The 24,723-nt window shown below is 71.8% G+C and carries 20 protein-coding genes; 7 read left to right on the top strand and 13 right to left on the bottom strand.

All coding sequences use genetic code 11. From position 1 onward, the window contains the following. Positions 1–22 precede the first annotated feature (22 nt). The 3 genes from AB0F61_RS18160 (at position 23) to AB0F61_RS18150 (ending at position 3,823) form a co-directional block, all read left to right on the top strand. Positions 23–1,375 (top strand): pectate lyase, encoded by a 1,353-nt coding sequence (locus AB0F61_RS18160; protein ID WP_357810756.1) that lies wholly within the window; start codon positions 23–25, stop codon positions 1,373–1,375. An 82-nt stretch (positions 1,376–1,457) separates the two neighbouring features. Further along, positions 1,458–2,186 (top strand): HD domain-containing protein, encoded by a 729-nt coding sequence (locus AB0F61_RS18155; RefSeq protein WP_357810754.1) that lies wholly within the window; start codon positions 1,458–1,460, stop codon positions 2,184–2,186. 149 nt (positions 2,187–2,335) lie between these two features. Continuing rightward, positions 2,336–3,823, top strand: coding sequence for an FAD-binding oxidoreductase (locus AB0F61_RS18150; RefSeq protein ID WP_357810751.1), 1,488 nt, complete (start codon positions 2,336–2,338; stop codon positions 3,821–3,823). Between the two features lie 343 nt (positions 3,824–4,166). On the opposite strand, the gene AB0F61_RS18145 is transcribed toward AB0F61_RS18150, so the two are convergent. The 4 genes from AB0F61_RS18145 to mptB all read right to left on the bottom strand — a co-directional run bounded on the left by AB0F61_RS18145 (position 4,167) and on the right by mptB (position 7,797). Further along, positions 4,167–4,559: a barstar family protein gene (locus AB0F61_RS18145; RefSeq protein ID WP_357810749.1), complete on the bottom strand. Its 393-nt coding sequence runs from the start codon at positions 4,557–4,559 to the stop codon at positions 4,167–4,169. A 69-nt stretch (positions 4,560–4,628) separates the two neighbouring features. Beyond that, positions 4,629–5,078 (bottom strand): ribonuclease domain-containing protein, encoded by a 450-nt coding sequence (locus AB0F61_RS18140; protein ID WP_357810746.1) that lies wholly within the window; start codon positions 5,076–5,078, stop codon positions 4,629–4,631. Positions 5,079–5,137: 59 nt separating this feature from the next. Then, entirely contained in the window at positions 5,138–6,364 is a 1,227-nt protein-coding gene (locus AB0F61_RS18135) for a glycosyltransferase 87 family protein (RefSeq protein WP_357810743.1), read from the bottom strand. After that, on the bottom strand, positions 6,361–7,797 hold the full coding sequence (mptB, locus tag AB0F61_RS18130) for a polyprenol phosphomannose-dependent alpha 1,6 mannosyltransferase MptB (RefSeq protein WP_357810741.1): 1,437 nt from the start codon (positions 7,795–7,797) through the stop codon (positions 6,361–6,363). The genes AB0F61_RS18135 and mptB overlap by 4 nt, the downstream gene beginning before the upstream one ends. A gap of 161 nt (positions 7,798–7,958) precedes the next feature. Here mptB and AB0F61_RS18125 point away from each other — a divergent pair, with 161 nt between their 5' ends. Next, a complete protein-coding gene (locus tag AB0F61_RS18125) occupies positions 7,959–8,834 on the top strand; it encodes a hypothetical protein (protein WP_357810738.1) in 876 nt (291 codons plus the stop codon). A 56-nt stretch (positions 8,835–8,890) separates the two neighbouring features. Here the strand turns inward: AB0F61_RS18125 and AB0F61_RS18120 are convergent, their stop codons facing one another. The 5 genes from AB0F61_RS18120 to AB0F61_RS18100 all read right to left on the bottom strand — a co-directional run bounded on the left by AB0F61_RS18120 (position 8,891) and on the right by AB0F61_RS18100 (position 14,999). Beyond that, a complete protein-coding gene (locus tag AB0F61_RS18120; protein ID WP_357810735.1) occupies positions 8,891–9,088 on the bottom strand; it encodes a DUF559 domain-containing protein in 198 nt (65 codons plus the stop codon). A 129-nt stretch (positions 9,089–9,217) separates the two neighbouring features. Then, on the bottom strand, positions 9,218–12,325 hold the full coding sequence (locus AB0F61_RS18115) for an NACHT domain-containing protein (protein ID WP_357810732.1): 3,108 nt from the start codon (positions 12,323–12,325) through the stop codon (positions 9,218–9,220). Positions 12,326–12,349: 24 nt separating this feature from the next. Next, on the bottom strand, positions 12,350–12,520 hold the full coding sequence (locus tag AB0F61_RS18110) for a hypothetical protein (protein ID WP_357810730.1): 171 nt from the start codon (positions 12,518–12,520) through the stop codon (positions 12,350–12,352). A gap of 12 nt (positions 12,521–12,532) precedes the next feature. After that, entirely contained in the window at positions 12,533–13,174 is a 642-nt protein-coding gene (locus tag AB0F61_RS18105) for a TMEM175 family protein (RefSeq protein ID WP_357810727.1), read from the bottom strand. A 46-nt stretch (positions 13,175–13,220) separates the two neighbouring features. Further along, a complete protein-coding gene (locus AB0F61_RS18100; RefSeq protein WP_357810926.1) occupies positions 13,221–14,999 on the bottom strand; it encodes an ABC transporter ATP-binding protein in 1,779 nt (592 codons plus the stop codon). 94 nt (positions 15,000–15,093) lie between these two features. Between AB0F61_RS18100 and AB0F61_RS18095 the strand changes: the two genes are divergently transcribed. Then, the gene (locus AB0F61_RS18095; protein ID WP_357810724.1) at positions 15,094–15,525 is read left to right on the top strand and encodes a MarR family transcriptional regulator; all 432 of its coding nucleotides are present in this window, start codon (positions 15,094–15,096) and stop codon (positions 15,523–15,525) included. A gap of 108 nt (positions 15,526–15,633) precedes the next feature. Beyond that, positions 15,634–17,418 carry an N-acetylglutaminylglutamine amidotransferase gene (locus AB0F61_RS18090; RefSeq protein ID WP_357810721.1) on the top strand — a complete coding sequence of 595 codons (1,785 nt, stop codon included), beginning with the start codon at positions 15,634–15,636 and terminating at the stop codon, positions 17,416–17,418. A 10-nt stretch (positions 17,419–17,428) separates the two neighbouring features. On the opposite strand, the gene AB0F61_RS18085 is transcribed toward AB0F61_RS18090, so the two are convergent. The 3 genes from AB0F61_RS18085 to AB0F61_RS18075 form a co-directional block, all read right to left on the bottom strand. Beyond that, positions 17,429–18,562 (bottom strand): glutamate--cysteine ligase, encoded by a 1,134-nt coding sequence (locus tag AB0F61_RS18085; RefSeq protein ID WP_357810718.1) that lies wholly within the window; start codon positions 18,560–18,562, stop codon positions 17,429–17,431. Positions 18,563–18,630: 68 nt separating this feature from the next. Next, positions 18,631–19,839, bottom strand: coding sequence for an RNA polymerase sigma factor (locus tag AB0F61_RS18080; RefSeq protein WP_357810715.1), 1,209 nt, complete (start codon positions 19,837–19,839; stop codon positions 18,631–18,633). 2 nt (positions 19,840–19,841) lie between these two features. After that, on the bottom strand, positions 19,842–20,198 hold the full coding sequence (locus AB0F61_RS18075; protein WP_357810712.1) for a YciI family protein: 357 nt from the start codon (positions 20,196–20,198) through the stop codon (positions 19,842–19,844). A 297-nt stretch (positions 20,199–20,495) separates the two neighbouring features. On the opposite strand from AB0F61_RS18075, the gene AB0F61_RS18070 reads away from it, so the two are divergent. Then, complete coding sequence (locus tag AB0F61_RS18070; protein ID WP_357810709.1) at positions 20,496–21,818, top strand: FAD-dependent oxidoreductase; 1,323 nt, start codon at positions 20,496–20,498, stop codon at positions 21,816–21,818. Positions 21,819–21,927: 109 nt separating this feature from the next. On the opposite strand, the gene AB0F61_RS18065 is transcribed toward AB0F61_RS18070, so the two are convergent. After that, the gene (locus AB0F61_RS18065) at positions 21,928–24,561 is read right to left on the bottom strand and encodes a discoidin domain-containing protein (RefSeq protein ID WP_357810706.1); all 2,634 of its coding nucleotides are present in this window, start codon (positions 24,559–24,561) and stop codon (positions 21,928–21,930) included. Positions 24,562–24,723: the final 162 nt, after the last annotated feature.

Raw genomic sequence — 24,723 nt, 5'->3', positions numbered from 1 at the left:
CACCAACGAATGGAGCGAGTCGATGCGCAGAATCCTCGGCGGCGCCACAGTGGTCGCCCTCCTACTCGGCGCCGCACCGGCCGCCGCGGCCCGCCCCGACGTCCGGTCCACCGAGGGGCTCTCCTGGCTGGCCCGTCACCTCGGCCGGCAGGCCCTGCCCGAGCGCGACGGCTGGGCGGCCGAGGGTGCCGGCACCACCGGCGGCTCGGCGGCCACCCCCGACCGGACCCGGGTGGTACGCAGCCGGGCCGAGCTGGTCGCCGCGCTGGGCGGCGACAACGCCAGCAACGCCACCGATGCCACGCCGAAGCTCATCTACGTCGACGGCGCCATCGACGGCTTCGAGGGGCCCGACGGTACGACGCTGAGCTGCGCCGACCTGGCCGACCCGGGGTACCGGCTGGACGCCTACCTGGCCGCGTACGACCCGGCGGTGTGGGGTCGGGTGGCACCGGCTGGGCCGGTGGAGGAGGCCCGGGTGCGTTCGGTGACCAACCAGACCCGGCAGACCCAGATCAACGTCGGTCCCAACACCACTGTCGTCGGCCTACCCGGTGCCCGGCTGACCGGGTTCACCCTCATGATCGACCGGGCGCCGAACGTCATCGTCCGGAACCTGACCTTCGCCGACGCCCGGGACTGCTTCCCGGCCTGGTCCCCGACCGACGGCGAGGCCGGCAACTGGAACAGCCAGTACGACCAGATCTCGGTCCGCCGCAGCGAGCACGTCTGGGTCGACCACAACAGCTTCACCGACGGTGACAACCCGGACAGCGCCCAGCCGGTCTACTTCGGGCGGCCCTACCAGGTGCACGACGGGTCGTTGGACGTCACCCACACGGCCAGCCTGGTCACCGCGTCCTGGAACCGCTTCACGGGGCGGGACAAGCTGATGTTGATCGGCTCGTCCAACACCGTCGGCCCGGACGTGGGCCGGCTGAAGGTCACACTGCACCACAACCTCTTCGACGGCGTCCTGCAACGGCTGCCCCGGGTGCGCTTCGGTCAGGTCGACGTCCACAACAACCACTACCGGCTCGGCGGGGACGGCTTCCAGTACGCGCTCGGCGTCGGGGTCCAGTCGGCGATCCACGCGGAGAACAACTTCTTCACACTGGACCCGACGGTCGACCCGGCCGACCTGCTCTACGACTGGGGTGGCACCGCGTTGACCGAGCGGGGCTCCTGGGTGCGCCAGGGCGGCGTCCCCGCCCGACCGGTCGACCTCCTGGCCGCGTACAACGCGAGCCACGATCCCGACCTGGCCGCCGACGCGGGCTGGACGCCCACCCTGCGCCGCGGTCCCGTCCTACCGGCGCCGCTGGTCCCCCTCCTGGTGGATCCGCTCGCCGGGGCCGACCGGCTGCCGCTCTGACGGCGAGACCCGCGTCGGGTTCGCGGTCGGGTCGGCGACGTAAGGGCTCATCGATGTGGTGAAGATCGGCTATAAGTGACGCATGGACTTCCCGCCGCACCTGGGCAGCATGCCGATGCACGCGATCACCGAGATCCACGGCGAACCGGGCCTGCTGGAGCGCTTCCGGTTGGAGGTCCAGCAGTTCGACGACGCCGCCCGCGAGCGGTTGACCGCCGCGCTCGACCTCGCCGCCGCGTTGCACCGCGACGACCGGCGCGTCCGCGAGCCGTACCTCAACCACCTGCTGCGGGTGGCGATCCGGTTGATGCACCACTACCAGGTTCGCGACGTGGACGTGATCGTCGCCGGTCTGCTGCACGACGCGGTCGAGGACCATCCGGTCGAGCTGGCCGACGGCGACGTCGGCGCCGACCCGACCGCTGCCGCGCTGGCCGCGCTCGCCGCGCGGTTCGGGACGCGCGTCGCGACGCTCGTCGCCGCCGTCACCAACCCGGTGTACGACCCCGAGCGAGACCGCAACACGCAGTACCGGGAGCACCTGGCGGTCAGCCTGGACCGTGAGCCCTGGGCCCGGGTGATCAAGGTGTCGGACTTCACCGACAACGGAGTCGGAGTGATCCACACGGTCGGGCCGAAGGTCGTCTCGTCGGCCCGGAAGTACCGGCCGCTGGTGCCGCTCTTCCGGGACCTGATCGGCCGGCCGGACACACCGTTGACGGCGGTGGTGAAGCGGCACATCTTCGGCCAGCTCGACCTCGCCGAGGAGCGGTTCAGCGCCATCCTGGACCAGCCCGCGCACCCCAACTGACCTGCCGCCTCATCACCCGACCGGGTTCCGTGACAAGTTCTCGGATCTTTGCCGCTATCTGCGGCATTACGGTGGTTTTGCGTCAGTTGGGAGGCAAAAGTCCTCTCGATCGAAGTTCTGACGTACCCCCGATCGAGAGGACTCGGACCATGCGCGACCTTTCTCGTCGCGATCTGCTCAAGGCGACGGCCGCCGGCGCCGGAGCGGTCGCCCTCCCAGGCATGATGGCCGGCAGTTCGGCGTTGGCGGCGGACGGCCCGTCCTTCGGTGACAAGTTCCCGCCCGCCACGTTGACCGGCCGGATCGTCCGCCCCCAGAGCCCCGACTACCCGCAGGCGAGCCTCGGCTGGGACGAACTGTTCGTGCGCTACCCGCTGGTGATCGTCTTCGCCCAGGAGACCCAGGACGTCGTCAACGCCCTCACCTGGGCCCGGCAGCACGACGTCGCGTTGCGGGTGCGCAGCGGCCGGCACAGCCTGGAAGGCTGGTCGAACGTCGACAACGGCATCGTGATCGACGTCAGTGAGCTGAAGGACGTGGACATCAACCCCACCACTCGGGTGGCGAAGCTCGGCGCGGGGCTCACCCAGTCCGAGGCGGTCGCCGCACTCGGGGAGTACGACCTCGCGGCGACGACCGGCGGCGAGGGGACCGTCGGCCTGTCCGGTGCGACGCTCGGGGGCGGTCTCGGTTTCCTCACCCGCTACATCGGCATGGCCTGCGACAACCTGATCGGCGTGGAGATCGTCGTCGCGGCGGGGGCCGACGGCGCCAAGGTGCTCAAGGTGGACCCGTGGAACCACGCGGACCTGCTCTGGGCGCTGCGCGGCGCCGGAAACGGCAACTTCGGGATCGTCACGTCCCTGACCTACCAGGTGGCTCCGCTGGAGAGCGTCGCCTACCTGCAGGCGACCTGGCCGGGCCTCGACAATCTGCACGACATCTTCGACACCTGGCAGCACACCGGCCCGTTCAGCGACCCTCGTCTCGGCACCCAGGTCGAGGTCCACCGGGACGAGATCCTGCTGTTCGCGGTGCTCGCCGAGGGGTCGGAGGCCGAGGCGAGGAAGCTGCTGGAGCCGCTCCTCTCGATCGGCACCCCCGAGGTCACCGTGCAGATCGGCGGCTGGAGCGAGACGTACGCCGGATTCCAGGTCCCGAGCGACGAAGATCCGGGGAAGTGGAAGTTCTACTCACAGTTCACCAGGGAGCCCTTCCCGGCAGAGGCGATCAGCATCGTCCGCCAATTCATGGAGAAGGCTCCGTCGCCGGACAGCAACTTCTTCGCCCAGGCATTCGGCCGGGGAGCCCAACGGCAGGAGCCCTTCGGTGGGGCGGCGTTCCCGCACCGCGACTCGCTCTTCTACTCCGAGCCCGGCGCGGGCTGGGGCACTCGCGGCGAGCCGGACAGCGACGACGCCATCACCCCGATCGCCCAGGCCTGGATCGCCGAGTTCAGCCTGGCGCTGCGGCCCTACGTGGACGGCGCCTACGTCAACGTGCCGAACATCGGCATGGCGGAGTGGGAGGAGGCCTACTGGGGTCGCAACGTCCCGCGGCTGCGCAAGATCAAGGCAAAGTACGACCCGCACAACGTCTTCCAGTACGAGCAGAGCATCCCGCCCGCGACCCACTGACCCGAACGGCCGGCGGCGCGGGTGACACGACCCGCGCCGCCGGCCACCACCAACCTCGCCCAACCCCACCCACCCCATCTCCTCCGCAGCCTTTGCTCTGCAGCGCGGTCGGGCATAGTGCGGTCGGGCACAGCGCGGTCGGGCATAGTGCAGCGCGGTCAGAGGCAGTGTCGCCATGAGCGTGATGCCTCACAGTCATCTTGATGCCTCACAGTCATCACGCTCATCCGCGCATGCGCCTCCGGCTGCCCTCACCCAGCGTGGGACATCCCTCCACCCGCGCCGGCGCCGCGGTGGAAGCCGAGACGCGCGAATCGGCGGAAGCCGAGCACGCCCGGACCGGCTAACGATCAGCAGACGAAGCCCCGTGCAGAACGACGCGGAGAGGGTGCGCGGCGCTGGTGGCGAGGGCGCCGAGCACGGCGAGCAGCAGGGCGTACTGACCGGCCGGTTCGTCGGCGAGCAACTGGCCGGCGTCGTTGATCAGCAGGGTGAGAGGGCCGGCGTCCAGCCGGTCCCGGAGCACGTCGGAGAGGCCGTCCCAGGTGTTCCCCAGGTACGCCGGCAAGGCCAGCACCTCGGTCAACGCGGCGAACAGCGCGGGCCGGGTCCGGCTCGCCGCGCCGGACAACACCGCCACGTCGGGCGCCACCGTCGCGTCGGGCACCTTCGGGGCGGCGTCGCGGCAGACGATCAGCCAATCGGGCACCCGCCCATCGTCCTCGTCGAAGATCACGTGCCTCCTGGTCTCGTCGGGCGACGATGCCGGGGGCCGACCGGCCGCAGCCGGCCGGCCCCGGGTCGGTCAGAGCCGGTAGAAGTCGGTGTAGTGGTTGGGCGAGAACCAGGTGACCCCGGTGCTGCGGTTCACCACGATCCGGTACGCGTCCCGGGCGGCGCCCTGGGTGCGCGGGTAGACGTCGTACTCGTAGTAGGTGGCGTTCGTCGGCAGTTGACCCTCGTAGTTGTAGAAACGACCGCCGGCAAAGTTGGACAGGCCGCCGCTCCACGAATACCAGGCGCGGCTGGTCGGGAACCCCTTGGCGGCCCACCCGGAGCGGGCGGTGCGGGCGTCCGCGCAGCGGCTGACGGTGCAGGAGCTGTAGACCGCCGCCGAGGCGGAGTCGCTCAGCCGCGGAGCCACCACGGACGGGCCGACCAGCGCGGCGGCGACCATGGTGAGGAGCAGGGCGAGAGTGGTGGTACGCCGGCGGATCGCGCCGAGCGTGGCCAACGGGGACACGAGGGTGGACACAGGCTGCCTCCAGACCATCCGGGTCATCGATCCGCGTCACTGTCGGATCGGACCCAGTCTCACCGTTGCCGGTCGACGACGACAGCCCTCGTCGCCCCAACCGCACCACAATGCTCGGTGAACCCCCGGTGACCCTCCCCCGCGTCGGCGCGACCGGCCGGGAGCAGCGCGAGCATCCCGACGCTCACCCACACGTACGCGTTGGCCCCCACGAAGCCCAGCAGCCCGGCCGACCCGTTGGCGAAGACCCAGACCAGCCCGCTGCAGAGCACGGCGTACCCGGCGATGCCGACACGCGCCCGCCGGCGGGCCGCCGCGTCGACCGGCGGCCACGGCAGCGTCGACGCGGCCAGCACCACCAACCCCGGCAGCAGCCACACCAGGTGGTGCACCCAGGTGACCGGGCTGACCAGACACGCGGCGACGCCGGTCAGCGCGAAACCGGACCGTTCGTCGCCGGCCCGCATGGCTCGGCGTACCCGCGTCGCCCACAGCAGCACCACGGCGACGACAAGCATCAGCCACAGCCGACGGTCCGGGTGCACCGGGTCGAGCCGGGCGACGACACCGAGCAGCGACTGGTTCGACACGTACGCCAACCGGCCGACCCGGTCGGTGTCCCACATCGCCTCGGTGAAGAACGTGCGGGTGGCATCCGGCGCGAGTGCCGCCACCACCACGGTGGCGGCGACGGTGGTGCCGATGGCCGTGGCCGCCGCCCGCCAGCGCCCGGTGACCAGCAGGTACCCGATGAAGACCGCCGGAGTGAGCTTGACCGCGGCGGCCAACCCGGACCCGACACCGGCCAGCCGGCTGCCCCGCTCCAACAACCACAGGTCGACGTAGACCAGGGCCACCAGCAGCAGGTTGACCTGCCCGAAGCTGATGGTGTCCCGCACCGGATTGAGCCCGGCCAGCAGACAGCAGGCCAGCGCGAGGGCGTACCAACGGCTCCACCCGTGCCGGCGGGCCAACGGGTCCACGAGCAGGTGCAGCAGGAACACCACGGCCAACGCGGTGAGCAGCAGGTTCGCCACGATCGTCGGGTACCAGGCCAGCGCGGCCATCGGCAGCATGCTGGCGGCGGCGAACGGCGGATAGGTGAAGCCGTACCCGTTCGGCGTCGTCCACTCGTACAGGTCGCCGCCGCGTACCCAGTGCCCGACCGCCCCGTGGTACACCCCGACGTCGAACCAGCCCCGGTGCCCGGGCAACACCGCGATCGCCACCGCGAGCGCGGTGACCAGCCCGACCACCGTCACGACCCGCCGCCCGGTCGTGTTCATCGGGCCACCTCGACGGCAACGGGCGGCACCAGTAGGCGCAACGCGCCGACCGCGAGCGCTCCGACAAGCACCCCGGCCGCCGCCAGCGCCGCCTGCGCCGCGTCCGGCCCGAAGCCGCTGGGCAGCGCCACGAACGCGAGGATCACCGCGCCCAGCGCCGCCGCCGCCCGGCACCGCCCGGGTGGTGCCGCCGCCGCGATCAGCACCAGACCCCACAACGCGTACCACGGCCGGGTCGCCGGGCCGAGCAGCGCCACGGCCACCAGCACCAGCCCCAGCGCGTACGCCGGGCCGAGCCGCCGCCGACGCCACCAGGCGACGACCGCGACGGCCAGTGCGGCAGCCACGCCCAGACCCAGGCAGAACCGCATCGGGGTGTCGCCCAGGTGCAGACCGAAGCGCCCGGACGCGCGCGACGCCAGCCGACCCAGGCCGCTGGAGATCGACCAACTGTGCCGGTACATCGGAGTGCCGAGCGCGCCGATCCACCCGTACCCGATGCCGGTCGCCCAGGTCACCACGGCGGCGGTGCCCGCCGCGAACCCGGCGGTGCGGGCCACCGAGGCCGGCAGCCCGCGGTGGCGCGCGGCGAGCGAGACGACCACCAGCAACCCGATCACCGCCGGCACCTTGACCAGGGCGGCCAACGTCACCAGCACGGTGGCCGCGCCGTAGCGGTGCTCGAAGGCGAGGCTGAGCCCGGCCACCAGCAGCCCCACCATCACCGCCTCGTTGTGCGCGCCGGCGATGAGGTGCAGCGGTACGAGAGGGTTCAGCACGCCCAACCAGAGCGCGGCGTTCGGGTCGACGCCGCAGTGCCGGGCCAGCCGCGGCAGGTACGCCACCAGCAGCGCCACTCCGGCCACCGCCACCAGTCGCAGCCCGAGCACACCCAGCACCAGTTTGCCGCCGGTCAGGCCACTGACCACCGCCGCCACCGCCAGGAACACCGGCCCGTACGGCGCGGGCGTCTGCTGCCACATCTGCGGCACCTCGCCGGCCAACGCGCCGCCCAACTGGGCAACACCGTGCCGGTACACGTCGATGTCGGCGAGCACCATCGCGCCCTGCGCCAGGTAGCTGTACGCGTCCCGGCTGAACAGCGGCGGCGCCACCAGCAACGGCCCCGCCCAACACGCCAGGGTCAGCGCAGCGGAGCGCCGGACCGCCGCAGGTCGGGCTGACGGCGCGACGCGCTCGACGGACGGCGCGGCACGCAGGTCCCGGCCCGCCCACCACCAGGCGGCGACGAGCAGGGTCAGGCCGGCGTACCCGCAGAGCAGCCCCGGCCCGGCGAGCTGCCGCAACGCGCTCCACCAGGCGGCGTGCGCCCCGACCGGCAACGCGCCGGCGGCCAGACCTGCGGACGCCAGCAGCGTGGCACCGGCTCCCCCGAGCAGCCGGTACGCGACGACGGTCGGCAGTGTGCGCACCCGGGCAGGATGTCGTCCTCGACTGACCGGCACACGACACACCGACCATCAGCAGGCGACGACGCGGTGTCGGATGGGTCGTCCCGCACCGGCGTGGCGGCGGGCGTACCGGTCACCGGTTGTTAGCGTGGGTTGCGGATCCGTGACCATGGAGGGGTGCCATGACGGACGCCCCCGATGGGAGGCCGAGACCCGCGGACCAGTGGCGACACCGGGGCATCCGCGGGCTGACCATCGCCCGCGACGTGAGTGTCCGCGGGTGGCGGTGGTGGGCGCGGAACTGGGATCGGCTGGTCGCCGCCCTCCAGGACGAGGCACCCGTCGGCTCCGCGGCCGACCCGTCGCCGTCCGGCCCGCTCGTCGAACAACGCGACGCGCCCCGACTGATCGCGGTGCCCGCGCGAGGCTACGTGTACTCGTTCCACATCCGCGCCACGTTCGCCTGGTCGTCGCCGGTGAGCCTCCGCTCCGAGGTGCTGAGCTGGTACGTGCGGTACTTCCAGCCCACCGCCGTGCAGCGACTGACCCGGCTCGCCGCCGACGCCGCCCGGGACCTGCCGCCGCACCGGGCCGGTGACCTGGAGGTGGCGTTGCAGCAGGCGCTGGCTGACGAACCAGAGTGGACCTACCAGCGGGGTGACCTCGTCATCACCTGCCGCCCCGACGCGACCGTCCGCCTCGACGAGCGGATCATGCCGGCGCTCCAGCCGCACGTCGACCGGATGCTGGAGCTGGAATACCAGTTCGACGAGCAGGTACGCAGGGCCCGCTACGCCGAGGAACTGAGCCGCCAGTGGACGACGATCCTGAGCGCCCACGCGGACGACCAGGACATCGCCGACGCCCGCGACCACCTGCTCAGCACCCAGCGGGAAGCCGCGAGATGGATCACCGAACTCCTCCACCACCACGCCGAGCACCCGACTGACCCGGTAAGCACCCCACCAACCCCACCCCACCAACCCCACCCCACCAACGCCCCACCCCCACCTAACGCCCCCGCTCCCCCGCCCCGCCCCGCCCGCCGTCATTCATGATCAAGTGATGAAAAGTAGGTCTGGAGCGCCTCTGAGACCTACTTTTCATCAACTGATCATGGGAAACGGGAGCGTGCGGCGAGGATGGCGAGCGTTTCCCGGCGGACCTGGGCCGGATCTGCAGTGAGCCGCCGATGCGTGAACCGGACCACGAGGATCCCGATGGTCGCCAGAAGGGCGTCGCGGCGGAGGTCAATCTCCCGCTCGTGCGCGAACTGCGACGGCGTGATCGTCGTCCACCGGCCCTCCTGCATTCCAGAGATCCTAGGGCCCGTCAGCGGGGAACGAGGACCGCCACCTCGACGCAGGTAGTACGTGCTGTCACGCGTGAGCGTCCAAGCATCCCTCCGTCCGTCTCAGAGACATGGCTACGCCGATTATTCCTAGCCGGTATGCCACATCGGCGCGCCACGACGGACGGTTCGTACCACGATCTCCGGGTCGGCGAGGATGCCGACCAGATCTCTTGTGACCGCCACCGCGACTGGCCCCAGCGTCGGATGACCTACCGTCAAGTGGCAGAGCTGGAGTCCGATCTCCGCCAGCTCCCGGCGGGTCAGCGCGGGCCGCCGGCCGCGTTGTTCGGCCAGGGCGGCGTGGACTCGGTTCAACAGTTCGTCGCGCTCGTCGGTGATCCTGCCCAGCACCTCGACCGACCAGCCCCACGTCTGCACCAGCAGCAGGTCGTCCCGTTCAGTGATCCGGTCCGCCCGCAGCAACTCGCGGTGGCAGACCGCGACGGCGGAGGCCACGTCGCCGTCCTCGAAGAGCAGGCGGGTCAGCAACCCGGCCGCGATCGGCGCGGAACGCCCGAGGCCACCGCCTCCGTCGCCCGCTGGGCGCGAGCCGTCGTCGACCGAAGACCCGCCGTCGTTGGCAGCACCGGCCGTCAGGAGCTGACTAAGCAGCGCCCGCGCCCCAGCGGTGTCGCCCTCGGCGTAGCGCAGAGCGGCGAGGAACTCGTCGGTTGCGCAATCCGCGTCGTCATCCTCCTGGCGACGCAACTCCTCGGCGGCGGCCCGCACCTCGCCCAGCGGCGCGTCAGCGGCGATCAGGCGCGCAACCCGTTGACGCTGCGGCGACGCCGGTGTTCCGGCACCAGGCGTGAAGGGTGCCGGCATAAGCGCCACCAGGTCCGCGAGCCGAGTCCAGTGCCCGGCGGCAGCTCCGACCAGCAGCGCCTTACGCAACGCCGCCACGGTCAGAGTGTCAGCGGGGCCGATGTTCGTCGCGCGGGTTCGAGCGACATCGGCGAAGGCGCCGAGCGCCTCGGTCCAGTACCCAGCGCGGGCGATCTCGATGCCAAATCTCTCCCGTAGTCGGCTGCCCGGCCGGCCGGCCACCGCGCGGGCGGCCAAGCGGTTCTGGAGGCGGCCATGCCGGAAGCGGTATGCCCCAGCGCTGTGGCGCAGCAGGCCGACGGATTCCGTGTAGGCAAGAAACCCCAGCAGCGAGAAGGGCAGTCGCTCCCGCACGGCGAGCACCGCCCGGGCCACCATGAAGCGGATCCACGCGGCGCCGCCACGCCGGTACAGCCACCAGCCCAACCCCAGACCCATTCCGGCGTACGCCAGGGACGACAGCGACGGGATCGCTGGCAGCAGGCCGGTCAGCGCCAGGGTCGTCACGACGACCAGTACTCGGACGACCCCGCTGCCGACGGACAGCAGAGCCGACGCCACGCTCGCCGCACGGTCGCTGTTGACGGTCTCGTCGGCGCTGGTCGCGCTCAACTCGGCGGCCGGAGCAGCGACATCGAACCGCAGCCCGGCCCTTGCGGCGAGATACCCCCAGAAGAGCACGCCGGTCAGGGCCGCAGCGCGTTCCTCGTCGGGCCACGGCGGCAGACCCGGCACCCGGTCCAGCCATCCGGCCAGGTCGATGGACGGGAGCAACAGGAGCAGCGCCAGAACCAGGAAGGCACCCATACCGCCGACGAACAGGCCCCCGATCAGGCCTTCCGCGAAGGCTCGCCAGCCACCGACAAACACCACCCGTCGAGGCGTCTCCCGCGCTGTGCCACCACGCAACGCAGCCCCACACCCACCGGCCAGGAAGGCGGCGACGGCCAAGCCGTCCGGGTGGCGGGCGAGCCAGAGCAGCAGGTCACTAACACCTGGGTCGCCAACCAGCGCGGCAGTCTCGGCGAGGGCGTCATGGGCGTACGTGAGGGCCACCCAGACCGCCAGCGCGGCACGCAGACCGTCGATGATTGCCCAGAACGGGCCGGGCAGCGCGGCGGACAGTTGCCACCAGCGGAACTCGCGCTGGTCAAGTGCTTGCAGGTGGGCAGCGAGGAAGTCGAGGTAGCGGCGGGACTCGTCCGGCTCCCACCGACCCGATCCTCGACGACCTCGGCCGGAACGCAGGGCGGCGTCCACGGCCCGGGTCAGCAGGTTGTCCTCGACCGACTGGCTGCCCTGTTCCCGGGCCAGCGGGACGAGTTCACGCGGATCGGTGCCAGGCTGGTCGAAGGCGGTACGGGCCATCGCCACCATCAACGGCGTGGACAGCGCGCCGGTCAGCACCGGGTCGTGGCCGATGGTGGCGGCGACATCCGACCAGTTGCCGACCTGGTGGTACGGAGCGGCGTCAACCAGGTAGTCGGCCACCTCGGCAGATCTCAACGGTTCGAGCACCACCACGGCGGCGCCGCGCAGCTTCTCACCCTTGACGAGGTAGCGCTCGTAAACCGACGTGCGGCAGGTGAGCACGAACCGCTGGGTAGCCAGCTCGTTCAGCTGTTCCAGGCAGGCGATGAGCCGCTGCTCTGGCATCTCGTCGAGGCCGTCGAGGACGGGCACCAACAAATCTGCCTCGACGAGGTCTCGCAGCACCGCCTCCCGGCGGGGGTGGTCGGCGGCAAGCTGCGGGTACATCCGGGCGATCCGGTCCGCAAGCCAGTCCGGAAAGCTCTCGCGGTCCGGGTCCCACGACGCGATGGGAATCGGCACCGGCACGGGTACGTCGGGCTCGCGTGACGCGGGGAGTTCCCGGGCCATTCGCAGCGTGGTGATGGATTTGCCGGATCCGGGCGGTCCGAGCAGGAGCAGGCGCCCCGACGGGATGCGCCGGTATCGGCTCCACAGGGTGCCGTCGTGGCCGGAGAGGTCGAACGGGACGCCGTCGCTGGAGCGGCTGATGGCCCGCCAGGAGGGCAGGAGCCGGCGTGGACCGTTGGACCAGCGCACCGGCAGCGGGTACGGCTCATCGACGGCGCGCAGCAATGTCTCATCGGTGCGGTCGCGGCGGATCAGGTCGGCGAGCTGGTCCGCGGCCACCCGCCGGTCGTTGACGACCGTGGCGGACACCGCCGGCCGGCTGGTGAACACCTGGTCCAGGACGACGTAGACGGCGATGAACCCGGCGATGACGCCCCAGGCCCAGTTGACCTTTTCGAAGTCGTAGCGCAGCCAGACCCAGGCGGTCCCGCCCGCCGCCACTGAGGCGACGACGGCCAGCAAACCCCAGTTCCACACTCGACGCCGCACGGCATGATTGTGGTCGTTCCGAGGTCATCGGGGACACCCCGGCCGGGCGTACGCGTCCAACCGCCGCTCGTCCCAGCGGACCGTCTGGTTACGTCGCCATCGGCCCCGCTCCGTCACCGCCGTGGCGACCATCGTGCCGATGGTGCCGACCAGCACGCCGAGCAGGGCGGGCAACTGCGTCAGAACGGTGTCCACGTGCTGAGCCTGTCATCTCGCCGCCGCGGCGCTCTCGCCGTACTCGCCCCGGATGGGTAGGTAGTAGGCGGGTAGGAAGCCGGCGATGATGGCGACGCCCGCGATCGGCACGAACGCGCCGACGAGGATGCCGGAGCCGATCCAGATCAGCGCGAGCGCGAATCGGCGGCCGATGGCCCGGACGCCGACGGCGCCGAGGGTGGGGGCCAGCAGTGTGGCGCGGCGCAGATACCACCAGATGATGTTGAACAGGGCCGCGGCGGTCCACAGTGTGCTGCCGTAGACGAGGACCGCGGTCCGCAGTCCCTGCTCCGCGCGGAGCGCGCCGGCGAGGAGCGACGTGGAGAACGGGAGGAACGCGATGACCATCAGCAGCAGTGTGTTGAGGAACAGGATTCCCCGGTCGACGTGTCGGACGTAGTCGAACATGACGTGATGGTTGACCCACACCTGCCCGATGAGCAGGAAGCTCAGCGCGTAGGCCAGGTACGACGACCAGAGCGCCCCGAGGCCTCGTAGGAGGTGCCCGAAGTCCGGTGGCGGTTGGATCTCCAGCACGAGCAGCGTCACGGCGATGGCGAAGACTCCATCGCTGAAGGCCACCAACCGGCCCGGCTGACGGGTCAGCGGCGGAGGATCCTTTTGGGCGTTCACGCCCCAATCATGCTATATGCCGCTTTCGCCCAGGGCCGGAGCCGGCTCAGGCGGCCAGGGTGGCGTAGCGCCCGTTGCGGTCGAGCAGGCTGTCGTGGGTGCCGGCCTCGACGATCCGCCCGTGGTCGAGCACCGCGATCTGGTCGGCGTCGCGCACTGTGGACAGCCGGTGGGCGATGGTGATCGTGGTACGCCCCTCGGCGAGCACGTCGAACGCCCGCTGCACGGCCCGCTCGGTCTCGGTGTCCAGCGCGCTGGTGGCCTCGTCGAGGACCAGGATGCGGGGGTCGCGCAGCAGCGTACGGGCGATGGCGAGCCGTTGCTTCTCACCGCCGGAGAACCGGTGGCCGCGGGAGCCGACCATGGTGTCGTACCCGTCGGGAAGCCCGGCGATGAGGTCGTGGATCTGGGCGGCGCGGGCGGCGTCCTCGATCTCGGTGTCGGTGGCTCCCGGCCGGGCGTAGCGCAGGTTCTCCCGGACGGTGGTGTGCAGCAGGTACGTCTCCTGGCTGACCACGCCGACGATCGCGGCCAGGTCGGCCAGACGCAGGTCGCGCAGGTCGACGCCGTCGATGGTGACCCGACCGCCGGTCGGGTCGTGCAGCCGGCTGACCAGTCCGGCGAGGGTGCTCTTGCCGGAGCCGGTCTCGCCGACCAGGGCGAGGCTGGTGCCGGCGGGCACGTCCAGGGTGATCCCGGCGAGGGCGGCGGTGTCGCTGCCCGGGTAGCCGAAGGTGACGTCCTCCAGGCGCAGGTGTCCGCGTACCCGGGTGGGGTCGAGGTGGACCGGCTCGGCGGGGTCGGCCACGTCGACAGGCAGGTCGAGGTATTCGAAGATCCGGGCGAAGAGCGCCAGCGACGCGGTCAGCGACACGCCCACGTTGAGCAGGCCCATCAGCGGCCGGAACAGACCGCCCTGCAGGGCGGTGAACGCGACGAGGGTGCCGATGCTCAGGGTGCCGGCGGTGCCCGGTAGCCCGGCCGCGAGGTAGATGACCGCCGGTACGGCGGCGAAGATGATGCTCATCGAGGCCATCCGCCAGCGACCGGCCAGCTCACTGCGCAGTTCCAGGTCGACGAGTCGTTCGGAGGAGGCGGCGAACCGGTCGATCAGCGCGGGGCCGGTGCCGAGGGTCTTGGCGAGCTGCACACCGCTTATCGACAGGCCCTCCTCGACTGTGACGTTGAGGTCGGCGAGTTCGCGTTGCCGCTGGGCGGTGATCTCGCGGCGCATCCGGGCGACCCGGCGGGTCAGCCAGATCGCCGGCGGCAGCACCACGAGCGAGACGAGGGAGAGCTGCCAGGAGAGCGCGACCATCGCGACAGCGGTGGCGACCACTGTTGTGAGGTTGGCGGCGACGGCGGTGGCGGTGGAGGTGACCACCGACTGCATGCCCCCGATGTCGTTGGTGATCCGGGACTGCACCTCGCCGGTGCGGGTGCGGGTGAAGAAGCCCAGCGACTGGCGCTGGAGGTGGCTGAAGACGTCGGTGCGCAGCCGGTGCATGACCCGCTGCCCGACCTGGGTCGAGATCCAGGTCTGCACGACGCCGAGGGCGGAGGTCACGGCCGCGACGGCGACCATGCCGAGGACCAGCCAGACCAGCAGGGTCACGTCGCGCTGCGGCAGGGCGCGGTCGATCACGGTACGCAGGAGGAAGGGAGTCGCCATCGCGATGATCGAGGAGAGCACGATGATCACGGTGACCACGGCCAGCGCGGGCCGGTGGGGGGTGAACAGGCGGCCGATGCGACGTAGCGACACCTGGCGGGCCTGGGTCTTCTCTTCGGCACTGAGGGCACGGTGGCCGCGGTCGCGGCCCATCGGGGTGGGTTCCAAGGGGCACTACCTCTCGTTCGAATATGCTGAGGTTACCTCAACATGAGGGAACAACCGCATTGGCTGCTACGGTATTCCGGTGACCGCGGACACCACCGGGACTGGCGACGACGACAGCCTGGCCGAGACGTTCTGGGCCGTGGCGTCCCGTCTGCGTCGGCAGACCCAGGAGTCGTTGGCCCCCTGGGAGATCACCCCCAGCCAGTCCCGAGCCCTCGGTGTGCTCGGCCGCCACGGTGAGGTACGCCCCGGCACGCTCGCCGAGCACCTGCGCATCGCGGCCCGTTCGGCAACCGAGGTCGTCGACGACCTGCAGACCCGTGGGCTCGTCGAACGCCGACCCGACCCGGCCGACCGGCGGGCCACCCTTGTCGCGCTGACCGAGGAGGGCAGGCGCGTCGGCGCCGCCATCCGGACCGCCCGCCGGGCCGAGGCCGACCGCTTCTTCGGCCACCTCAACGACACCGACCGGGCCGAACTGGCCCGCATCCTGCGTACCCTGCGCGCCTGACCACGGGTTTACCCACACCGGGCTCGGGTAGCCAGCGGCCCCGTTTTGGGGAAGGTGACAGGAGGACACTGTGTCGCTGGTGCCACACCCGAACCACCGCCCCGGCTGATGTGCGGGATCAGCGGGGAGGCCCGCTTCGACGGCCGGTCACCCGACGCGGCGGCGGTCACCCGGATGACCGAGGCGATGCGCTCACGCGGCCCCGACGACGAGGGCCTGTTCGCCGACGGCTGGGTGACCCTCGGGCACCGCCGGCTGACCATCATCGACCTGTCCGACGCGGGCGGGCAGCCGATGGTCCGCGACGACCTGGGCCTGGCGCTGGTCTTCAACGGCTGCGTCTACAACTACCCGGAGCTGCGCGAGGAGCTGCAGAACGCCGGGTACGCCTTCCACTCCACAAGCGACACCGAGGTCATCCTGGTCGCGTACGCGCACTGGGGTGAACGCTTCGTCGACCACCTGGTCGGCATGTTCGCGATCGGGCTTGTCGACCGGGTGCGGCGGCGGCTGATCCTGGCCCGCGACCGGCTCGGCATCAAACCGCTCTATCTCGCCGAGGCGCCCGGGCGGCTGCGGTTCGCCTCCACCCTACCCGCGCTGTTGCGGGCCGGCGACGTGGACACGGGCATCGACCCGGTGGCGCTGCACCACTACCTCTCCTGGCACTCCATCGTGCCCGCGCCGCGGACCGTGCTGCGCGGTGTGCGCAAGCTGCCGCCGGCCACCCTGCGGGTGATCGAGGCGGACGGGCGCAGCCGCGAGGAGGTGTACTGGCGACCCGACTACGTGCGGGAACCCGCCGACGCGGGAATGGACGCCGCGGACTGGCGGGCCGCCGTCGGGGACGCGCTGCGCACCGCGGTACGCCGACGGTTGGTCGCCGACGTACCGGTCGGCGTGCTGCTCTCCGGTGGACTGGACTCCAGCCTGATCGTGGCGCTGCTCGCCGAGGCCGGCCAGCAGCACCTGCGTACGTTCAGCATCGGCTTCGACAGTAGGGACGGCGAGTCCGGCGACGAGTTCCACTACTCGGACCTGGTGGCCCGCGCGTACGACACCGACCACCACCGGATCCGGCTGGCCGACGACGATCTGATGCCCGCGGTCCGACGTGCCGTGCTGGCGATGACCGAGCCGATGGGCAGCCACGACGTGGTCGCCTTCCACCTGCTCTCCGAGCAGGTGGCGCGGCATGTCAAGGTGGCGCAGTCCGGGCAGGGCGCCGACGAGGTGTTCGCCGGCTACGGCTACCACCAGCCGCTCAGCGAGGCGCCCCGGCACAGCGCCGCCGAGACGTTCGCCGCCGCGTTCTTCGACCGCGACCACGACGAGCTGCGCGCCATCGTCGGCCCGGCGTACGCGCTGGAGCACGACGCGAGCCGGGAGCTGCTCACCGAGCACCTGGCCGCGCCCGGGGCGCAGACCGCGCTGGACGCGGTGCTGCGCCTGGACACCCACCTGATGCTTCCCGACGACCCGGTCAAGCGGGTGGACAGCATGAGCATGGCGTGGGGCCTGGAGGTGCGCACGCCGTTCCTCGACCAGGATCTGGTCGCCCTGGCGGCGCACTGCCCACCGCAGCACAAGGTCGCCCAGGGCGGCAAGGGCGTGCTCAAGGAGGTCGCCCGGGAGGTGCTGCCCGCCGAGGTGATCGACCGTCCCAAGGGCTACTTCCCGGTGCCGGCGCTGCGCACCGTGGCTGGCCCGGTGCGCGAGATGGTCGCCGAGGCGTTGCAGGCGCCGGTCGCGCGGGAGCGAGGGTTGTTCCGCCCGGAGTACGTGGCGCGCCTGCTCGCCGAGCCGGACCGGGCCGAGGCGGCGGCCGGCAGCAACAAGCTGTGGCAGCTCGGCCTGCTGGAGCTGTGGCTACAGACGCACGACATCCGCTGAGCGCCGCCGATCACCCGGCGGTCGTGCGGGCGGCCAGGTCGTCGAGGACGGCGCGCAGGTCACCGGTGCGCGCCAGCACCCGGCGCTGCCGGGTCGCGCCGGTGCCGTCGCGGCGCAACCGGGCCAGTTGCGCCAACACGTACCCCAGGTCGCCGTGGCGCAGCAGGGCCGGAGCGATCACCGCCATCAGCTCGTCGACGAGTGCCCAGGCCGGCCGGGTGCCGCCGGCACGCAGGTCGATCAGCTCGCCGTCGAGGCCGTCGTGGGCGGCCCGCCAGTGCGCGGCGGCGACCAGGCAGTCGCGGATGGGCGGGGCGGTCACCCCGGCGCGTACGTCGTCGGCGAGGGTGGCGACGAGCGACCGGACCAGCGCGGCGACCAGCACGGCGTCGTCCACGTCCGGGCAGACGTCGCCCACCCGGATCTCCACCGTCGGGTAGGCCGACGACGGTCGGGCGTACCAGTAGACCATCGCCGGGTCGAGCATGATGCCGGCGGCGATCAGCTCGTCGACGGTCCGGTCGTAGTCGGCGGCGGAGTCGAAGTACGGCGTCGGACCGATGCTGGGCCACCGTTCGAGCTGCATCGACCGCCAGCTGGCGTGGCCGGTGTCGTGCCCGTCCTGCAGTGGCGAGTTGGTGGTGATCGCCTGCACCACCGGCAGCCACACCCGTAGGTGGTTGCAGACCTGCACGGCCAGTTCCCGGTCGGGCAGCCCGACGTGGACGTGGCAGCCGCACACCGCCGGGTCGTGCGCGACCGGGCCGTACCGGCGCGACATCGCGTGGTAGCGCGGCTCGTCGGGCACCGTCCGGTGCGGTTCGGCCACCGGGGTGGCGCCGATCGCCACGAGCTGGGCCCCGGCCGCCGTGGCGGCCTCGGCGGCGGAGTGGCGCAGCGCCACCAGGTGCGCGCGCAGCTCGCCGAGGTCGGCGCAGACCGGGGTGACCATTTCCACCATGCTGTGCCGGAACTCCTGGCGGCTCTGGTCCCGGGCGGGGCCGCGCAGCGCGGCCAGCACCTGGTCGGCCACCGGCAGGTTGCGCCCGCTGTCCGGGTCGAGCAGCAGGAACTCCTCCTCGACGCCGAGCGTGAGGGTGGACAGGTCGGGCACGGTGCCGGCGGTCGCCGAACGGTACGCCATGGCGCCTCCCCTCCACTGCTGCGGCCGGCGCCTCGGTTTCCCGGCCCGGCCCGGCGGCAAACGCCCGCTCAGCGGGCCGCCAGGGCCGCCGCGCGGGCGGTGAGGAAGGCCCGTTCGGCCGCGTTGTCCGTCAGGGCGACGGCTGTCCGGTACGCCTCGACGGCCTGCGCGTCCCGACCGAGCCGGGCGAGCAGGTCGGCGCGGACCACGTGGTGCACGTGGTAGCCGTCCAGGTCGAGCCGGTCCACCTCGGCCAGCCCCATCGCCGGGCCGGCCACCTCGGCGAGCGCGACGGCCCGGTTCAGCGCCACCACCGGGCTGGGGGCGACCACCATCAGCTGGTCGTACAGCTGGAGGATCTGTGCCCAGTCGGTGTCGGCGCTGCGCGGCGCGGCGCTGTGCACGGCGGCGATCGCGGCCTGGATCTGGTACGGCCCGGGCTGGTCGCGGCGCAGGCAGCGGCGCACCAGCGCCTGCCCCTCGGTGATCAGCTCGCCGTCCCACCGGCCCCGGTCCTGGTTCGGCAGCGCCACCAACGCACCCTCGGCGTCGGTCCGCGCCTCGCGGCGGGACTCGGTGAGCAGCATCAGCGCGAGCAGACCGAGCGCCTCCGGCTCGTCCGGCATCAGCTCGACCAGCAGACGGGTCAGCCGGATCGCCTCGACGCACAGTTCGGCGCGGACGAGCTGTCGGCCGGCGCTGGCCGTGTACCCCTCGTTGAAGATCAGGTAGAGCACCGCGAGCACCGCGTGCAGCCGGTTGGGCAGGTCGGCGTCGCCCGGCACGCGGTACGGGATCCGCGCGTTGCGGATCTTCGACTTGGCCCGAACCAGCCGCTGCGCCATGGTCGCCTCGGGCACCAGGAAGGCCCGGGCGATCTCGGTGGTGCTCAACCCACCGAGCAGGCGCAGGGTGAGCGCGACCCGGGTCGCCGGGGCGAGCGCCGGATGGCAACAGGTGAAGATCAGGCGGAGTCGGTCGTCGCGCACGGGTCCCTCCTCGACGGGTCCGTCGGCGGCGAACAACAGGGCCGCCTGATCGTGCCGCTCGGCCCGGGCCGCCTCTCGGCGCAGCCGATCGATCGCCCGGTTACGGGCCGTCGTGATGATCCAACCGGCCGGACTGGGCGGCGGGCCGGTCGTCGGCCAGCGCGCCAGCGCGACGGCGAAAGCCTCCTGCACGGCCTCCTCGGCGAGGTCGATGTCGCCGAGGAGGCGAACCAGAACGGCGACCGCGCGCCCGTACTCCGCGCGAAACACCGCCTCCACATCCGGCACTGTCAGTCTCCGGCCCCGCCCTGGAAGGGGCGCACCTCGATCGGCAGCGTGGTGGCCAGCGCGTAGCGGCGACCGACGTCCAGCGCTGCGTCCAGGTCGGGCACGTCGATGATCGTGATGCCGCCCAGGTACTCCTTGCCCTCGGCGAACGGGCCGTCGGTGACCAGGACGTCGCCGTCGCGGGCGCGCAGCACGGTGGCGGTCTCCGGGCCGTGCAGCCCCTGGCCGAAGACCCACGAGCCGGTGGATGCCAACTCGGCGCGCAGCTCGCCGAGTTGACGCATCACCCCGGCCAGGAACTCCGGCTCCGGGGGCAACTCACCCTGCGGCTGGTGAAGGCTGAGCAGGTACAACGTCATCGTTCCTCCTCGCGGGGGGCCGGCCCGTCGCCGACCTCTCATCCTCCACACGATCGGCCACCGCCCGGATCGACAGACCGCCGGAAAATTCTCGGCGTCCGGCCCGGGAAGGCCCGGCCCTGCCCGGTGTTGGCGCCCTTTGCTCTGCACCCGCGGACGCGACGGGTGCGCAGGCAGGCAGGCAGGGGTGTCGCATCGGCGGGTGCAGAGCAAAGGACCAGGGACAGGGGTACGGCCCGCCGTTGCCGCAACCGGAGCCGGTAGTCATGCCTGCGACGGTTGTGGGTAGAACCCGGTGTGGTCGACGGCTTACGGGTGATCGTGGTCGGCGCCGGCTTCTCCGGTCTCGCAGCCGCACTGGCGCTCACCCGCGCCGGCGCCCAGGTGCGGGTGCTGGAGGCACGCGACCGGGTGGGCGGTCGGGTGCTGACCCGGTGGCTGCCCGAGCTCACACAAATCGACCTGGGGGCGCAGTGGATCGGCCCGACCCAGGACCGGATGTACGCGTTGGTCGCCGAGCACGGGCTGGCCACCTTCGCCTCGGCATCGGTCGGCGCGCCCACCCTGCTCTGGTCCGGTGAGCGCCGGGCCGAGCCGCCGGCACAGGTGGGCCAGCTACTCGGCCTGCTCGACGAGTACGCCGCACGCCTGGACCCGGCCGCACCCTGGACGACGCCGGAGGCCGCACGGTGGGACCGGACGACCCTCGGCGGGTGGCTCGCCACCATGGCCGGGGACGACGACACCGCCGACTACCTGGGGCGGCTGCTGGCCGGCGGGCTGCTGGCCACCGGCCCGGACGAGCTGTCCCTGTTGCACCTGCTGTTCTACCTGCGCAGCGCCGGCGGGAGCGGGCCGTTGCTGGGGATGGCCGGCGGCGCGCAACAGGACCGGATCGTCGGTGGGCCGCCGGCGTTGGCCGAGCGGATGGCCACCGCCCTGCCGCCGGGCGCGCTGACGCTGGCCGCGCCGGTGCGGGCCATCGAACAGACCGTCGACGGCGCGACGGCGTGGACCAATACCGGGCGCGTCGACGGCGACGCCGTGGTGGTGGCGCTGGCCCCGGCGTTGGCTGGCCGGATCAGGTACGACCCGCCGCTGCCCCCGCTGCGTGACGGGCTCACCCAGCGCATGCCGATGGGTTCGGCGCTGAAGGTGCACGCCATCTACCCGGAGCCGTTCTGGCGTGTCGGCGGGCGCTCCGGGGTGGCCACCAGCAGCGCCGGTCCGCTCACCGAGACTGTCGACAACTCCACCCCCACCTCGCCGCTCGGGGTGCTGACCGGGTTCAGCTACTCCACCGATGCCGCCGCGCTTCGCGGCATGTCCCCCGCGCGACGTCGGCGATGCCTGCTGGAGGCGTTCGCCGGCGTGGTCGGGCCACGCGCTGAGGACCCGGTGGACCTCGTCGAGTACGACTGGTCGGCCGAGGAGTGGACCCGGGGCTGCTTCTCCGGTGCGCTGACCCCGGGCACGTGGCGGACGTACGGCCCGCACCTGCGGGCACCGGTGGGGCGGGTGTACTGGGCGGGCACCGAAACGGCCACCCGCTGGACTGGCTACCTGGAGGGCGCTGTGCGCGCCGGTGAGCGGGCGGCGGCGGAGGTGCTGGCCGCCTGAGCGGCACGACCGGAGCCGGCCCGGTCTCGGCGGGACCGGGCCGGCCACGGCCCTGGGTGCTACCCGGCCGACCCGGTCACGGAGGACCGAGCCGGCGCGGGCGCACCGGTCAGGGGTAGGTGGTCAGGTACACCGTCTGGTTTGCCGCGTTCGCGGTGCCACCGGCGTTGTTGATCACCCGGTTGATGGTGCCGACGCCACCGAGGGAGACGGTGACCATGTTGGTGAAGCGCACGTTCGGGTTGGTGGGCACCTCGAAGGACCGCTCCTCGACCACCGCGGGGTTGACGTTGAAGTAGCTGTAGCTACCCAGCCCGAACGCCTGGTGACTGGTCACCGAGTCGGCCACCTTGTACGCGGCGTAGCCCCGGGTCGACCCGTTCATCCAGGCCGCCTGGTTCGGCACGTCGTACGGCAGTTCGTTCTGGTAGAAGTACGTCCGGCCGCCGTTGCCGTTCCAGACGGTCTGGTACTTCTGGTAGTGCTCGACGAAGAGGCCGTACATGGTGACGTTGTCGCCGTTGACGGTGAGCCCGGTGTCGGCGGTGTTGAGCGTCCACCCGGTCGGTACGCCGCTGGCGGCGTGGTCGGCCCGCCACAGCCACATGTGGTCACCGATCACGTTGTCGCTGTTGACGGTGAGCGTGTTGGTGGCCTTGCCGACGTGTGGTCCGCCGATCCGGAAGAACACGTCGTGCAGCGAGGTCGGGTTGCTGGCGTGGCTCGCCGACGAACCGGACGGCCCCACCTCCATCAGCACCGGCGAGTTGGTCGTGCCGGCCTCGAACATCAGGCCGGCGACCTTGACGCCGTCCACATCGGCCACCCGCATCCCGACGCTGCCGTTGTCGGCCTGGATGGTGGCCAGACCGAGGCCGAGGACCACCGTGTCGGCCCGGTTGACCTGGATCGGCTCGGTGACGTGGTGCACGCCCGGGGTGAAGAGCAGGTGCTTGCCCTGGGCGAGGGCCGCGTTGATGGTGGCCGCGCTGGTGCCCTGCTGGACGACGAAGAACTGCGACAGCGAGATGGACGAGCCGGCCGGGGTCTTGTTGTACCAGCTCGTGCCTGTCGAGTTGGTGCGCAGCGCCGGCACGAACACCCGGTACTCGCCGGTGCCGTCGACGTAGAGGAACGGCTTCTCGCGTACCTGCGGGGTCTGCGCGATGACGGTGTGCGACGGGTTGGGGAAGCTCGGCGCGGGAGCGCCGTTGACACCCTGGAAGACCATGTTCCACACCGAGCCGGTCCAGCCGTTGCCGAACTCGCTGTTGCGGGAGTACCACTGCTGCTGCGAGCCGGAGACGACCAGCCCGTCGATGCGGGTGTCGGCCAGCAGTCCACCGCTGGACCAGCCGTCGCCGCCGTTCCAGAGTTGGATCTGGTTCTGCCCGCCGCGCAGGTGCATCCGGCGGTACGGCGCGGCCTGGGACACCGCCCACCGTTCCACGGTCTGCCCCGCGGGCAGGGTGACCGAGAGGTTCTCCGCGGACCGCCAGAAGTTCTGGGTGGCGTTGCCGCCCATCCAGAACGCCTCGGTGCGGACGTGGCCGTTGAGGTTGACGTCGTCCGGGCTCATCCCGAGGCCGGCGACCTGGGTGAAGAAGCCGAGGTTCACGTCGGCGGTGTAGGTGCCGGGCTTGAACAGCACCGCGTAGCGCTGCGGGCCGAACTGGTTGGTCTCCTGCTGGGTGAAGAGGGTGTTCAGTCGGCTCTGGATGGTCGACGTCGGGGTGCTCGGGTCGAAGACGAACGTGTTCGGCCCGAGGTTCGGGTTGCGCGGGTCGGTCCCGTCGACCGGCGGCTCACTGGTCCCTCCGGTGGTGTTCACCGCCAGCTCCCACAGCGAGTAGCCGTAGGTGGTGGCTCGTGAGGTGCCGTACATCCGCAGGTAGCGACCGCTGCCGCTGACGGTCAGCGACTGGGTGCCGCCGGCGCCGGTGGTGGTCGAGTAGATCGTGGTCCAGGTGGCACCGTCGGGCGAGGTCTGGAGCTGGAAGGCCCTCGCGTACGCGGCCTCCCAGGTGAGCACCACCCGGCAGATCGTGCGGGTGCTGCCCAGGTCGACGCGCAGCCACTGCGGGTCGCTGGCGGCGCTGGCCCACCGGGTGCCGGTGTTGCCGTCGACGGCGGCGGACGCCGCGAGGCCGGCATCCTGGGTGGACGACGCGGTGGCGGGGCTGCCCTGCGCGACGTTGGTGCTGCCGCAGGTCGGCGTGCTGCCGCCGGTCTCGCCGTAGACCTGGAACTCCCAGAGCGAGTAGCCGTAGGCGGTCCCCCGGGCGGTGCCGTTCATCCGGACGTAGCGGCCGGCGCCGGTGACGGTGAGGTTCTGGGTGCCGCCGGTGCCGGTGGTGGTCGAGTAGATGGTGGTCCAGGTGGCGCCGTCGTCGGAGGTCTGGAGCTGGAAGGCCCGCCCGTAGGCGCCCTCCCAGAGCAGGTTCACCTGGCTGATGGTGGCCCGGGCACCCAGGTCGACCTGGAGCCACTGCGGGTCGCTGAACGCGCTGGCCCAGCGGGTGCCGGTGTTGCCGTCCACGGCGGCGCTGGCGGGGGTGCCGGCGTTCTCGGTGGACGAGGCGGTGGCCGGGCGGCCCTGCGAGAGCAGGGTGGGCGCGGCCTGCGCGGGGGTGCTGGGGCCGGCCGGCGTGAGCGCCGCGACGAGGGCCACGGTGAGTCCGACGAGCAGGTGTCGAACGGCCCGTCGGGGACGCGGGCGTACGGATGTTGCATGAGATGTCATGACATCGCCTGTCGATAGGGGGTTACGGATGCCGCGAGGGTGGGATCGGGCTCGCCCCGTGGTGCCGTGGGTGGTGCCGCCGATGCGACGCCGCGGGCCGGAGAGCGCTCTCGTAGGAGTGTTGCGGCGAGATTGCGACGGCGTCAAGACATCGATCTATAA

This window comes from Micromonospora sp. NPDC023888, assembly GCF_040639415.1.
Taxonomy (GTDB): domain Bacteria; phylum Actinomycetota; class Actinomycetes; order Mycobacteriales; family Micromonosporaceae; genus Micromonospora.
Note: the sequence above shows the minus strand (reverse complement) of the source record. Positions and strands in the feature narration are given on the sequence as shown.

Excerpts from the sequence above, each read along its gene's own strand:
- AB0F61_RS18160 (WP_357810756.1), top strand. The coding sequence starts at position 23 with ATGCGCAGAATCCTCGGCGGCGCCACAGTGGTCGCCCTCCTACTCGGC.
- AB0F61_RS18155 (WP_357810754.1), top strand. The coding sequence starts at position 1,458 with ATGGACTTCCCGCCGCACCTGGGCAGCATGCCGATGCACGCGATCACC.
- AB0F61_RS18150 (WP_357810751.1), top strand. The coding sequence starts at position 2,336 with ATGCGCGACCTTTCTCGTCGCGATCTGCTCAAGGCGACGGCCGCCGGC.
- AB0F61_RS18135 (WP_357810743.1), bottom strand. The coding sequence starts at position 6,364 with ATGAACACGACCGGGCGGCGGGTCGTGACGGTGGTCGGGCTGGTCACC.
- AB0F61_RS18125 (WP_357810738.1), top strand. The coding sequence starts at position 7,959 with ATGACGGACGCCCCCGATGGGAGGCCGAGACCCGCGGACCAGTGGCGA.
- AB0F61_RS18120 (WP_357810735.1), bottom strand. The coding sequence starts at position 9,088 with ATGCAGGAGGGCCGGTGGACGACGATCACGCCGTCGCAGTTCGCGCAC.
- AB0F61_RS18100 (WP_357810926.1), bottom strand. The coding sequence starts at position 14,999 with ATGGGCCGCGACCGCGGCCACCGTGCCCTCAGTGCCGAAGAGAAGACC.
- AB0F61_RS18090 (WP_357810721.1), top strand. The coding sequence starts at position 15,634 with ATGTGCGGGATCAGCGGGGAGGCCCGCTTCGACGGCCGGTCACCCGAC.
- AB0F61_RS18085 (WP_357810718.1), bottom strand. The coding sequence starts at position 18,562 with ATGGCGTACCGTTCGGCGACCGCCGGCACCGTGCCCGACCTGTCCACC.
- AB0F61_RS18075 (WP_357810712.1), bottom strand. The coding sequence starts at position 20,198 with ATGACGTTGTACCTGCTCAGCCTTCACCAGCCGCAGGGTGAGTTGCCC.
- AB0F61_RS18065 (WP_357810706.1), bottom strand. The coding sequence starts at position 24,561 with ATGACATCTCATGCAACATCCGTACGCCCGCGTCCCCGACGGGCCGTT.